13 protein-coding genes are annotated in these 13,455 nt (G+C 38.8%); 4 read left to right on the top strand and 9 right to left on the bottom strand.

Annotated features, from left to right (window positions below; translation table 11 throughout):
* Window positions 1-15: 15 nt before the first annotated feature.
* From J7R10_RS02340 to pssA, 4 genes are all read left to right on the top strand, one after another.
* Window positions 16-687 carry a DUF421 domain-containing protein gene (locus tag J7R10_RS02340; RefSeq protein ID WP_010705010.1) on the top strand — a complete coding sequence of 224 codons (672 nt, stop codon included), beginning with the start codon at window positions 16-18 and terminating at the stop codon, window positions 685-687.
* 116 nt (window positions 688-803) lie between these two features.
* The gene (locus tag J7R10_RS02335) at window positions 804-2,687 is read left to right on the top strand and encodes an ABCB family ABC transporter ATP-binding protein/permease (protein ID WP_010705011.1); all 1,884 of its coding nucleotides are present in this window, start codon (window positions 804-806) and stop codon (window positions 2,685-2,687) included.
* A gap of 117 nt (window positions 2,688-2,804) precedes the next feature.
* A complete protein-coding gene (locus tag J7R10_RS02330) occupies window positions 2,805-3,503 on the top strand; it encodes a phosphatidylserine decarboxylase (RefSeq protein ID WP_010705012.1) in 699 nt (232 codons plus the stop codon).
* Between the two features lie 8 nt (window positions 3,504-3,511).
* Window positions 3,512-4,351: a CDP-diacylglycerol--serine O-phosphatidyltransferase gene (gene pssA / locus J7R10_RS02325; protein ID WP_010705013.1), complete on the top strand. Its 840-nt coding sequence runs from the start codon at window positions 3,512-3,514 to the stop codon at window positions 4,349-4,351.
* 76 nt (window positions 4,352-4,427) lie between these two features.
* On the opposite strand, the gene J7R10_RS02320 is transcribed toward pssA, so the two are convergent.
* From J7R10_RS02320 to rpsF, 9 genes are all read right to left on the bottom strand, one after another.
* Entirely contained in the window at window positions 4,428-5,177 is a 750-nt protein-coding gene (locus J7R10_RS02320; protein ID WP_010705014.1) for an SDR family NAD(P)-dependent oxidoreductase, read from the bottom strand.
* A gap of 2 nt (window positions 5,178-5,179) precedes the next feature.
* The gene (gene purF / locus J7R10_RS02315; protein ID WP_010705015.1) at window positions 5,180-6,673 is read right to left on the bottom strand and encodes an amidophosphoribosyltransferase; all 1,494 of its coding nucleotides are present in this window, start codon (window positions 6,671-6,673) and stop codon (window positions 5,180-5,182) included.
* Window positions 6,674-6,746: 73 nt separating this feature from the next.
* Window positions 6,747-7,328 carry a CvpA family protein gene (locus tag J7R10_RS02310; protein ID WP_010705016.1) on the bottom strand — a complete coding sequence of 194 codons (582 nt, stop codon included), beginning with the start codon at window positions 7,326-7,328 and terminating at the stop codon, window positions 6,747-6,749.
* 120 nt (window positions 7,329-7,448) lie between these two features.
* The gene (gene radA, locus J7R10_RS02305) at window positions 7,449-8,843 is read right to left on the bottom strand and encodes a DNA repair protein RadA (protein WP_010705017.1); all 1,395 of its coding nucleotides are present in this window, start codon (window positions 8,841-8,843) and stop codon (window positions 7,449-7,451) included.
* A 6-nt stretch (window positions 8,844-8,849) separates the two neighbouring features.
* Window positions 8,850-10,340: a replicative DNA helicase gene (locus tag J7R10_RS02300; RefSeq protein ID WP_010705018.1), complete on the bottom strand. Its 1,491-nt coding sequence runs from the start codon at window positions 10,338-10,340 to the stop codon at window positions 8,850-8,852.
* Between the two features lie 594 nt (window positions 10,341-10,934).
* Complete coding sequence (gene rplI / locus J7R10_RS02295) at window positions 10,935-11,531, bottom strand: 50S ribosomal protein L9 (RefSeq protein WP_010705019.1); 597 nt, start codon at window positions 11,529-11,531, stop codon at window positions 10,935-10,937.
* Window positions 11,532-11,556: 25 nt separating this feature from the next.
* A complete protein-coding gene (locus tag J7R10_RS02290; RefSeq protein WP_010705020.1) occupies window positions 11,557-12,537 on the bottom strand; it encodes a DUF2232 domain-containing protein in 981 nt (326 codons plus the stop codon).
* 149 nt (window positions 12,538-12,686) lie between these two features.
* On the bottom strand, window positions 12,687-12,935 hold the full coding sequence (gene rpsR / locus J7R10_RS02285; protein ID WP_010705021.1) for a 30S ribosomal protein S18: 249 nt from the start codon (window positions 12,933-12,935) through the stop codon (window positions 12,687-12,689).
* A complete protein-coding gene (rpsF, locus tag J7R10_RS02280) occupies window positions 12,935-13,333 on the bottom strand; it encodes a 30S ribosomal protein S6 (RefSeq protein ID WP_208436377.1) in 399 nt (132 codons plus the stop codon). Before rpsF ends, rpsR begins: the two co-directional genes overlap by 1 nt.
* Window positions 13,334-13,455: the final 122 nt, after the last annotated feature.

Raw genomic sequence — 13,455 nt, 5'->3', positions numbered from 1 at the left:
ATGGGAGACAGTTTGATGGAATTTTTATATCATTACGGATATGTCACACTTAAATTGGTTGTAGGTCTTATCGCTTTCCTCTTCATTTTAAGAACAACGGGGCGTGGAGGTCTTAGCCAAATGACACCTGTTGATTTAGTAAGCAATTTTGTGATGGGAAGTATCATTGGAGGCATTATTTATAGTCCGGAAGTTAGCAGTGTTCAATTGTTGCTTGTGTTATTCATTTGGCAAACCTTGATCGCATCTCTTAATTTTTTAACACGCTATTCAGTTTTTTTTCGTCGTCTCATTGCTGGGCAAAATATCCCATTGGTTTTAGATGGTGTGTTTCAAATGGATGAAATTAAAAATTTAGGCATCAGCGTGAATGAACTGATAACGATGTTGCGTATTAAAGGCTGTAGTTTACATGAAGCCGCTTTTGTTCGTTTGGAAAACAATGGTGATTGTTCTGTTATTAAAAAGGAAGAAGGGAAGAAGTCTATTATTGTAGTACAAAATGGGGAAATTCTTAAGAAGGGGCTTAAAGAAATTGGTAAATCAAAGAAATGGCTTCAAGCAGAACTGGACAAAAAGCATGTAAAGGCTGAGAATTTATTTGCGGCGGAATGGTATGAGAATATAGACCAAAATAATAAATCTTATGGGGGATTATTTCTTGTCCCTTTTTCAAAAACAGTCTAACTTTAAGTGCTAATATGTATATTTACAAGAAGCGTATGGTAAGAGGATAGAAACTGTAGTGGCTACGGGGGATATTATCGTGCTTTTGGAGTGGATGATAAAGAAATAAGTGCTTTATGAAACAGAATGAAATGATAAAAACCGTATCGTCAGATACAGGACAGACTTTGCGCACACTCTACAATTTATGGCCTTATATGTGGCCAACAGATCGCCGCGATCTGAAAATGCGTGTGCTATGGGCGATATTTTATCTTGTTTTAGCCAAGCTGTTTCTCATATCTGTACCGTATTTCTTTAAATATGCTACAGATACTCTTGATGTAAGTTCTAAATTCTCTATGTGGACGTCATCCGGTTGCGTTATTCCTCTTATGCTCGTCTTGGCATATAACGTTGTACGTATTGTTCAAGCTGCATTAAATCAATTACGTGATTCTCTATTTGCAACGGTTGGTCAACATGCTATCCGCCAATTAGCTTATAAAACCTTCATGCATGTTCATGAATTATCTTTGCGATTTCATTTGCAAAGGCGAACTGGTGGTCTTTCTCGTGTGATTGAGCGTGGGACAAAGGGAATTGAAGCTATTGTGCGATTTTCAATTCTGAACACAGTACCAACGGTTTTAGAATTTATTTTGACAGCATTTGTATTTTATATCAACTATGGTTGGTGTTATTTGTTCATAGTTATCATCATGGTGGGATTGTATACTTGGTTTACAATTAAGGCAAGTGATTTGCGCATTCGTATTCGGCAGAACATGAATATGGCAGATACTGAAGCCAATACGCGTGCTGTTGATTCTCTTTTAAATTTTGAAACAGTCAAATATTTTTGTAATGAAACTCTAGAAGCACGTCGCTTTGATTCTTCTATGGAAAATTATGAAAAAGCAGCAACGAAAATTTGGACATCCTTAAGCTGGCTTAATTTTGGTCAGGCTCTTATTTTTGGTATTGGAATGACTATTCTGATGGTAATGTCAGCTTACGAAGTTTTTCATAATACACAAACTTTGGGGGATTTTGTTTTTATTAATGCGCTTTTAATACAGCTTTCTATTCCGCTGAATTTTATTGGTTCAATTTATCGTGATGTGCGACAAGGATTAACTGATATTGAAGCCATGTTTGATCTTTTAGACGTTCAGCAGGAGATTTTTGATAAATCAGATGCTAAACCATTGATGGTGCGTGATGGTACCATTCGTTTTCATCAGGTAAAATTTTCCTATGATCCAGCTCGCCCAATTCTCAAAGACATTAATTTTGAAGTCCCTGGAGGCAAAACGGTTGCAATTGTTGGTCCATCAGGTGCTGGTAAATCAACTATTTCTCGATTACTTTTCCGGTTTTACGATGTTGATGCAGGCTCTATCACAATTGATGGACAAGATATCCGTGACGTAACGCAAAAAAGTTTACGTGAAGCTATCGGTATGGTACCACAGGATACGGTGTTATTTAATGATACAATTGCATATAACATTTGCTATGGGCGTCCAACTGCTATAGAGGAAGAGATGCGCAAAGCTGCTGAAATGGCACAGATATCAAAATTTATTGAAATGCTTCCGGAAGGCTTTCAGTCTATGGTAGGTGAACGTGGACTTAAATTATCAGGTGGTGAAAAACAACGTGTAGCTATTGCGCGGACATTGTTGAAAGCTCCCCCCCTTCTTATTCTGGATGAAGCAACAGCAGCTCTTGATACGGCAACAGAACAGGAAATTCAACAAGCACTGGATATCGTAAGCCGTGGGCGTACGACATTGATCATTGCTCATCGTCTTTCTACTGTTATCAATGCTGATGAAATTTTGGTTCTTAAAAATGGACGTATTATTGAAAATGGGACACATGTACAGCTTTTACGGAAAAAAGGTCTCTATGCTTCAATGTGGAATAAGCAGCTTGAAGCATCGCAAGCTGAAGAGAAATTACGTAAAATGCGTGAAGAAGATGAGATAGGTGTCGTTAATCGTAAAAAATAAGCTGTGCAAATGCTATCTATAACTTTATAGGGAGTGAATGATTAAGTACACAAAAAAAAACAAAGGGGAACAAAAAGATTGATATCTTGTTAAGTTATACTATGAATAGGAAATTATATGAGTATTCTACAATCTATCCATAATAGCTTTGTGCCGATTCATAAAGAAGGTTATCCTTTTATTGTAGCGTTTTTTATTATTTCGCTCATTCTTGGTTGGATATGGAATCCTTTTTTTTGGTGTGGTCTTATTCTTACTGTATGGTGTATATACTTTTTCCGTGATCCAGATCGTGTGGTTCCTTTAAATTCAAATTTGGTTATATCTCCTGCTGATGGGCGTATATCATTTGTTAAACCGTGTGTTCCACCTAAAGAATTGGGATTAGGTCAAGAAGAAATGATCCGTGTTTCCGTGTTTATGGATATTTTTTCGTGCCACATCAACCGTATTCCCATAAGTGGAATAGTAGAATCTATAGTTTATCGCCCAGGGCGCTTTATCAATGCTGAACTTGATAAGGCGAGTCAGTTTAATGAACGTAATGGGATGGTGATTGATAGCAAGCATGGTAAAATTGGTATGGTGCAGATAGCTGGGTTGGTTGCACGCCGGATTGTTTGCTGGTCAAAAGAAAATGATTCTGTGACTGCTGGAGAACGATTTGGGTTAATTCGTTTTGGTTCTCGCCTTGATATTTATATACCAACGGAAGTGCAATTGCGTGTTGCAGTTGGCCAAACAGCAATTGCGGGAGAAACAGTTTTAGGTTCTTTTGATGATCAGAGTGAGACAACTGGTTTTAGATTCGATTAGGATGAACAATGAAAATTTTTTCGCTCTTTTCTTCATTTAATCCTGATGGGCAGCAGGATGACGGCGCAAATCGGTGGCGTTCACCTACACCGATGCGATATGTCATCCCCAATATTATCACTATTTTGGCAATTTGCGCAGGGATGAGCAGTATTCGTTTGGCTTTTGAGCATCGTTATGAGGCCGCTATTTTAATGGTGCTTTTTGCAGCAATTCTAGATGGTGCAGATGGCCGCATCGCCCGTTTGATGGATGGCAGTTCATCTTTTGGAGCACAGATGGATTCTCTTGCTGATGTGATTAATTTTGGTGTTGCACCTGCGCTTATTGTATATTCCTTTATTTTAGAACAAGCACACCAAGTTGGTTGGGTGGCGGCACTTGTCTATTGTGTTGCTTGTTGTTTGCGATTAGCGCGTTTTAATGTGATGTTGGATAACAAGGATATACCAAAATGGCAGGCGAATTATTTTATTGGTGTTCCTGCGCCAGCAGGGGCGTTACTGCTTTTATTACCTATGTATTTAGGAGCTCTTGGTTTGGTCCCAAGTTGGAGTTGGGCATTATTTTTTAGCTTTTATACTGTGGTCATTGCTTTTCTTTTGGTCAGCCGTTTACCAGTATGGAATGCAAAAACAATTGATCAAAATTTAAGGCGTGATATCGTTGTACCGTGCATGCTGGGTATTGTTATTTATGTAGGTTTTCTTGCAACTTACACATGGTATACATTATTAGTTACAGCTGTTTGCTATATGATTTTTCTCCCTTGTAGTTTTATTGCTTATAATAAACGAGTTACTTTGGAAGAAAAAAAGACCAATGCTGAAAAGTGCGAAGAATCATAAACTTTATATTTTGGGAAAGAAGAGTAGAAGCAGAGAGAAATTTCTATTCAGGTTGGTTATCTCTATTTTTCTATAATCAATCAGGTGCATGATAATCCATAAACCGATTTTTACGGACGTTAAAGAGTTTTCCTGTTTCCTTTAAATCGGGTGAGGATAAATGTGCTATCTTTGCTGCAACTTCTTGCGGTGAGGGCAGTGTTTGAGGATCTTCACCAGGCATGGCTTGTGCTCGCATAGCAGTCCGTGTGGCACCGGGGTCAACACAATTAATTTTGATAGGGGTTTGTTTGAGTTCTTCCGCCCAGCAGCGAGCAATGATTTCTAAAGCAGCTTTAGAGGCTGCATAAGGTCCCCAGAAAGCACGTGCAATATGAGCAACACTTGAGGATAATAGAATCGCTCGTCCAGCATCAGATTGACGCAATAAATGTTCAACGGCTTTCATTAAGCGCCATTGGCTGATAAGGTTTATTTGAAAAACATCTTCAAAGACCGTATTCTCTATATGAGCTATTGGTGAGAGCGTACCAAGAATTCCTGCACTTGCGACCATAATATCAAGTTTTTTCCAGCGTTTAGCAATTGAAACACTTAGAGTATCAATGTTTTCCATATGATGTAAGTCAAGTGGGACGAGTGTTGCACATGCACCTTTTTCTCGGATTTCGTTGTCAAGCTCAGTAAGATCACGCACTGTTCGTGCAAGGGCGATAATATGAGCACCACGTTTCGCGAGTTCTAACGCTAAATGGTAGCCAATACCTTTTGAAGCACCGGTAACAAGTGCAACACGACCAGAGAGACTAAAATCAAATTGTGTCATCATTAATCTCTTGTTTTAAGAACAGAAGATTGATGAATTTTGGGGATACTTTCTTGATCAACCAGATGTGTAGGATAATGTCCGGTAAAATAATGGTCAGTAAATTGTGGATCCGTATTATTTCGTTTTTCCCCCGCTACAGCAAGATAGAGACCATCCGTTGAGAGAAATTGTAATGAGTCAGCTCCAACAAAATTGCACATAGATTTTAAGTCTGGATATTGATTAGCTAATAGGCTTTCAACTTCAGGTGTATCAATGCCATAAAAATCAGGATAGAAAATCATAGGGCTAGAAATGCGCATATGAACTTCTTTTGCGCCTGCATCACGGAGCATTCGCACAATTTTGAGGGATGTTGTACCACGCACAATGGAGTCATCAACCAGAATAACGCGTTTTCCTTTGATGACAGAACGGTTTGCGGAATGTTTTAATTTGACTCCAAAAGCACGAATTTGTTGTGTTGGTTCGATAAAAGTGCGACCAACATAGTGATTACGAATAATCCCAAGCTCAAAGGGAATTCCAATTTCCTGTGCATAGCCGATTGCAGCGGGTGTTCCACCATCAGGAACAGGAACCACAACATCACCTTCACAGGGTGCTTCCTGCGCCAAATGGATTCCCATATTTTTACGTACCGTATAAACATTGCGTCCTCCAACAATTGAATCAGGACGCGCAAAATAAACATATTCAAAAAGACAAAGTTTTTCTGGTTTTTGATTCTCTGAATTTATGATTTTTTTAGTAATTTCCCCATTTTTTTGTATTTCACATATGATAATTTCGCCATTTTTAACATCACGAACATATTTTGCTCCGATAATATCAAGAGCACAGGTTTCGGAACAAAAGATTGGTTTACTGTCAAGTTCTCCCATTACAAGAGGACGAATTCCTGTTGGATCGCGTGCAGCAATAAGCTTTGTACGTGTAAGCGCCAACATGGCATATCCACCTTCTACTTTTCGAATAGCATCAACAAAACGATCAGATGACGATTCATAACGTGAACGGGCAATGAGATGGAGAAAAACCTCTGAATCTGATGTTGATTGACAGATGGCACCTGAAGCAATGAGTTCGCGGCGTAGTGTAAGACCATTTGTGAGATTGCCATTATGGGCAATAGCAATCCCTCCAGCTTTTAATTCAGCAAAAAGAGGCTGAACGTTTCGTAATGCTATTTCTCCAGTTGTTGAGTAACGCGTGTGTCCAATGGCACGATTACCTGGTAAACGGGCAAGTGTTGCGGGGTTTGTATAGTGATCACCCACAAGACCTAGATGCTTTTCTTGATGAAACATTTTATTATGGTAAGAAACAATTCCAGCCGCTTCTTGCCCACGATGTTGAAGTGCATGAAGCCCGAGAGCTGTTAATGTTACTGCATCTTCATGACCAAGAATACCAAAAACTCCACATTCTTCATGAAGGGTATCGTCATCCAATAAAAAATCCTGACAGGAAATATTGCCTTTTGTCATCATATTCTTTCAGTTGTAATATAAAGAATGATTACTCATCCTTCACATGTTATTTTGAACTTTTTCCCATAACAAATTATTCCCCATTTTGCCGAATTGCTTTTTCATGAGAGTGGTTATCCTGTGTATGAGTATCGTCTTTTTTAAACATCTTTTCTGCTTTTTCGAGGACAGTATCGAGATTTTTAGGAAGTATTTCTAAAACCTTATGTCCCCATGAATCTAAGATGGGTTTTGTTGTTGCATTTTTTAACCAGTGAGCTTGGTTTTCGGGTTTAATAAGCGCATTAATAAGGAGCATGCCGATGACCATGATAAATACCCCTCGGAATGCCCCAAAAACAAAACCGATAGTGCGGTCAAGAATACCAATTCGACTATCAATAATAAAATCAGAGATTTTCATGGTAATGATGGAAGTAATAATAAGAACAACAATAAAAATGGTGATCAATGTTGTGATCAATGCAATCATTTTATTAGAAAGATATTGCTCAAAGAAGGGTAAGAAAGGTTTGAATAAAAATAGTGTAGCAACAGCTGCTATTGCCCAAGAAACCAACGATAGCACCTCGCGTGAAAACCCTCGAAGCATAGCGAGAAAAGCGGACAACAGGATGATTGCTACGACAATTCCATCAAGGACTGTTATGACCATTTGTTTGTTCCTTATACATAAAGTTGTGTTTTTTTAATGAATATACATACATTTCTAGTTATGCCATTTTTATTCTTATAGCAGGGATCTTTTGTATTTTGTAGAGTTTTTTCTCTATTATCACGCGTGTGGTGCAGACCGTTTTTTACTAGCAGTAATAGCGGCAACCAGTTCAGGAAGGTCAGAGAATGTTTTTTGTTGAAAATGGAGCGTTTTCATCGTTTCGTTTGTTGTAATAGGTTGAAAGGCCCCTTGAAAGCCAAGTTTTTTTGCTTCATTGATGCGTTGTGCTGAATGTGCAACAGCACGAGTAGCTCCTGAAAGGCTAATTTCACCAAAATAGACATAATCTGTTGGAAGGGGAATGTTTGCGAGAGAGGAAACCAAAGCTGCTGCAACAGCTAAATCAGCTGCTGGCTCTGTTATGCGATATCCACCTGCAACGTTAAGATAAACATCATGTTGTCCAAAGCGAACACCGCAATGGGCCTCTAGAACAGCAAGAATCATTGAAAGGCGATTTCCATCCCATCCCACGACAGCGCGTCGTGGTGTTCCAAGGGAAGAGGGAGCAACAAGCGCTTGAATTTCTACTAATATAGGGCGTGTTCCTTCCATTCCTGCAAAAACAGCCGCGCCTGGTGCTTTTTCATTTCGTTCACCTAAAAAAAGTTCAGATGGATTAATGACTTCTTGTAATCCCTTATCAGACATTTCAAAAATGCCAATTTCATCTGTTGGCCCGAAGCGGTTTTTTACAGTTCTAAGGATTCGATAATGATGACCGCCTTCACCTTCAAAATAAAGAACAGCATCAACCATATGTTCAACAACACGGGGACCAGCAATTTGTCCATCTTTTGTAACATGCCCGACAAGAACAACAGTTGCTCCTGTTTTTTTTGCAAAGCGGATCATTGCTTGAGCACCGATGCGCACTTGTGTGACAGTTCCTGGTGCTGAATCAGCAGCATCTGACCAGAGGGTTTGAATGGAATCAATAATAACTATATCAAGGTTTTTATGCTCGCTTAAGGTGGCAAGAATATCTTCAACATTCGTTTCAGCAGCGAGTTTTACCTCTGTATTGGCTGCACTAAGCCTTTGAGCACGTAAACAGATTTGAGCAAGTGCTTCTTCGCCTGAAACATAAATGACATTATGTCCTTTTCGCGATAAAGCAGCTGCTGTTTGCGTAAGCAATGTTGATTTTCCAATACCTGGATCTCCACCAACAAGTAATGCTGATCCACGGACAAAGCCGCCACCGGTAACACGATCAAGCTCAGCAATGCCAGAATGGATACGTGGAGCATCTTTAAGATCTCCAGAAAGAGATGTGAGTGCGACAATACGTCCTTTACGGAAATTTTGTGTAGGACCACCGCCAATGCCACTATTTTCATTTTCTTCGATAAGGGAATTCCATTCTCCACACGAACTACACTTCCCAGCCCAACGTGAATAGATGGTTCCACAATTTTGGCAGATAAATTGAATACGGCTGCGTGCCATGGTAATTTACCCAATTTGTTCTGGAAGATAATCACTGTCTGCTAGATCGCTAAAACGTGTGAAATCAGACTGAAAGGCAAGATGAACAGTTCCTGTTGGTCCATGGCGTTGTTTTGCAACAATAACGTCAGCTTTCCCAAAAGCTTTGTCCATTATATTTTGCCACTTTTCATATTCAAGAGTGCCTATCTTTGGTTCTTCATTTTTGAGATAATATTCTTCACGATAGACAAAAAGTACGATGTCGGCGTCTTGCTCAATAGAACCAGATTCACGTAAATCTGAGAGTTGTGGGCGTTTGTCAGTTCGATTTTCAACTTGGCGCGAAAGTTGTGAAAGAGCAATGATGGGAATATTCAATTCTTTCGCTAATGCTTTTAATCCTGTTGTGATTTCTGTAATCTCTTGAACACGATTTTCAGAGGAACGCCTTGAATTGCTTGTCATAAGCTGGATATAGTCAATAATTAAAACGTCCAAACCATGTTGCCTTTTGAGACGACGTGCACGGGCAGCCAATTGCGTGATTGATATACCACCCGTTTGATCTATATAAAGCGGTGCTTTTTGTAAGCGTTTCATTGCACGGATGATTTTAGAAAATTGTTCTTCTGAAATATTCCCCCGTCGGATATCAGAAGAAGAAACCTCTGTTTGTTCGGAAATAATACGGGTTGCAAGCTGTTCTGAGGACATTTCAAGCGAGAAAAAACCAACGATGCCTCCTTCATTTTCCTGTGTTTTAGAATCACGATTACAAGCATTGGCAATGTTAAAAGCAATATTGGTAGCAAGTGAAGTTTTCCCCATGCCAGGGCGTCCAGCAAGGATAATAAGGTCAGATGCTTGTAATCCTCCCATTTTTTCATCAAGTGTCTTAATATGAGTTGCTATCCCTGATAACTGTGAAGAACGCTTTTTGGCAGCACTTGCCATGTCAATAGCTTTTTTGACAGCTTCATTGAAATTTTCAAATCCTCCTCCATATTTACCTTTTTCAGCCAATTCAAACAAATGTTGTTCAACAGTTTCAATTTGTTGGGAAGGCGTAAGTTCCACAGGAGCATCAAAAGCTGTATTGACAACTTGAGTTCCAAGATTAATCAAAGAACGACGGATAAAAAGATCATAGATGACTCGTCCATAATCTTCAGTATTAATAATTGTTACTGCTTCTTTTGTCAAACGAACAACGTAAGTGTATACGTTGATATCTCCAATTTTTTCATCAGCTGGAATAAAAGGCTTGATAGTAACTGGATCTGCAACTTTTCCTTTTTCAATAAGATGAGATAAAACAGCGTAGATTTTTTGATGCAATGGTTCAAAAAAATGATCTGGCTTTAGAAAATCTACAACACGATCATGAGCATCATTGTTGATGAGAAGTGCTCCAAGCAACGCTTGTTCAGCTTCAATATTATGCGGAAGTTGCTGGAAAGAAGGGGAATCTTCTTTTTGTGAAGAGCTAAAATTAACGACGCTTGTTTCTTCCATAACAGTTTTTTCCACTAAAATTTCGCGTTTAGCTACTTTAGAAAATCGATCGAACATTGTACCTAAAAAGGATAGAGGAACAAATCTTCATTTTAAGTTAAAATCACACTTTCAATTTTTTAGGTTCTCGTTGATTTCCAGTTTATCATCTGTGTATAGTTTATATACAAGCTATTCCTTTATATTTTATTTTAAATACAAAAATTTTCCAAATTGCACTTTTGATGTTATGAGATGCTAAAGTTTTAATGTTGCTGTGAGTAAAATTATTTTTCTTTATGATTTGAATGATTTCAAATAAGATGGGGGATGTAATCAATTTACCACTTTATGCAGGGCACTCTTTATAAAGAGCAGAATCTTTAAAATTGTTTTTATTTTAATAAAGCAACCTATGGGAATGTTTTTGCTGACTGTGTTTCTAACTGTGTGATTTCCTTTACACACTACGCTGAAAACGATCTTTTCCATAAGAATTCAGTTTTTACGATAACACAATGAAGCGTTTAGCCTTTTAGGCTAAATGCTCCATAATATAACAATGTTGTCAAACGACGGAAAAAGAAAAAATGCAAGAGAGAGTAAAAATAGCTCTTAAGCTTCTTTATCGGTACTGTTTGCATCATTATCGTTCACTTCTTCTGCTGATGGTTCTTCCTGATTTTCTTCTAATGATTCTTTTTGAATATCATAAATTGCTTCAGCAGAGGTTAGAGTTTCACCTTCTGCTTGGCGTTGTGCTTCACTGGCTGAACGCGCAACATTAAGGATTACAGAAATTTGAACTTCAGGATGCAAGCTCAAAGTGATGGTATGGAGACCGATCGTTTTTATTGGATGTTTCAACTCAATCTGATTGCGTCCAATAGAAAAGCCTTCATTTGTTATGATTTCAGAAATATCACGTGTTGATACAGATCCATAAAGTTGTCCCGTTTCACCAGCAGAACGAACAGCAATAAACGATTTCCCATCAAGTTTTTCAGCAATTTTTTGTGCTTCGCTTTTGCGTTCGAGATTACGTGCTTCGAGTTGTGCACGTTGTATCTCAAAATGTTTTTTATTCGCTTCATTAGCGCGTAAAGCTTTACCTTGAGGCAAGAGAAAATTACGTGCATAACCATCTTTAACCGAGACAATATCACCCATCTGACCAAGACGAGGAATGCGCTCAAGTAGAATAATATCCATAGTTTTTCCTTTCCAACAAATAAATTTAGTGAAGTTTCTTGCGTGATTGAAAATTGTATTGAATAGCGGCCCAAATACCCATCAAAAGCATCATGAAAGAAATAGGTGGAGCAAAAACGACAGTTAAAATAGCGACATAAACAAGAGAGAGTATAATAGCACGACCATTGATCCCTTTTGTAATATTGTGGAGGTATGCGAGACCACTGATTGATATGACGACAGTATATGCAGAGCTAAAGGTACGCGTGCCCAAATCAACAGGAGCGCTCAATTCAATCATTGATGCTATACAAACAACAATAAAAATAATAATTCCAGAAAGAGGAAGACGGAAAGTTTTACTCCAATCATCACGAGGTCTTTTCAGCCACTTCATATGTTGTGCTGCTATCATCGAAAAATAAAGGTTACCAATAAGAAAAATCAAGCTATAAATTGTCAGAGCAATAGCTGTAAAAGTTGCAGCATGGGTTGTTAAAAGCTCACTAAAAGCGAATATATCAGCTTCTTTTAGTGATTGCGCCTTTTGCATAGCTTGGGCGATATTTTCAGTAACTTTTTTTGCAATGAAGGGTGTGGATGGACGGGTTTGAACATAAAGCCCGATGAAGGTTGCTATAAGAGCGATAAAATTGGTTAAATGAAAAATAACTGATGATAATGGATACCATATCAGTGCGTTTTCTTTTTGCGTTGATCGTGCAAGTCCAAGGAGCCAAGAAGCGTAGACAGCAGGAAGGAAGAATAAGAGCATAAAGCTAAGAGCAGTATAGATATTAGTGGTTATGATAAGAACAACACTAGCACTTATAAGGGCGATGAGGCTAGCTAATGTTCCTTGTCCAAACGCAACAATAAAAATTGGGAATGAAAGAAAGCAACCAAGAAGAAAAGAAAAATAGGGTGCGACAGTTGCGACGCTCATGATTGCCATTCCTATTACAACAGCAAACAAGCCCGCTAAAACACCGGTCATCATCTTATGAATATAAAAGTTTTTCATTTGTCGCTGTCCTGCCTTCATTGCAGTTAGAGGTATTCCAATGCCTCAACTTTTAATATTTATTCGTATAGTTGGCAATCAGTTGTTTTCCTGAAACATACCAGAAAAGCAACTGGGGAGTTTCCCCAGTTGCAGAGTGCACTGACAGCTTACTTTATAACATAAGGGAGTAAGCCTAGAAAACGAGCACGCTTGATGGCATTAGCTAATTCACGTTGTTTTTTCTGACTGACGGCTGTAATCCGTGAAGGAACGATTTTCCCGCGTTCTGAGATATAGCGCTGCAACAGTTTGATATCTTTATAATCAATTCTAGGGGCATTAGCACCTGAAAAGGGACATGTTTTGCGACGACGATGAAAGGGACGACGTACTGCAGTTTGATTCATATCAGTCATCATTCTACTCCTTCCATGATATCTTCACGTTGACGGCGCACAGAGCGAGGACGCTCTTCATCATGACCATTACGATCAGTGCGTGAGAGCATAGCAGACTTCTCTTTTTCATGTTTTTCTACGCGAATAGTCATGTAACGCAAAATATCTTCATTGATTCGCATTTGACGTTCAACTTCAGCAATTGCTGCAGCGGGTGCATCGATATTAACCAGCACATAATAGGCCTTACGATTTTTGCGAATACGATAAGCGAGGGGACGAAGACCCCAATTTTCTACACGCCCAACTTTTCCACCGTGTGCTTCAATGATACCTTTGTAGACACTCAAAAGTTCATCAATTTGCTGCGGTGCAATGCCCTGTCGGGCAAGGAACATATGTTCATAAAGAGCCATTGCTTTGCCTTTCTTCAATTAAATTTTACCGGTTTCAGCGCAAAGCCTCTGCGACTTGTCTTTTTTGGAAATCCAAAGAAGAAAGGACGCGTTTACAATTCGAGACATTCGAGAGCGGAGAC

Origin of the sequence: Bartonella vinsonii subsp. berkhoffii ATCC 51672 (assembly GCF_902825225.1) — a bacterium.
In the GTDB taxonomy this organism is placed as follows: Bacteria; Pseudomonadota; Alphaproteobacteria; order Rhizobiales; family Rhizobiaceae; genus Bartonella; species Bartonella berkhoffii.
Note: the sequence above shows the minus strand (reverse complement) of the source record. Positions and strands in the feature narration are given on the sequence as shown.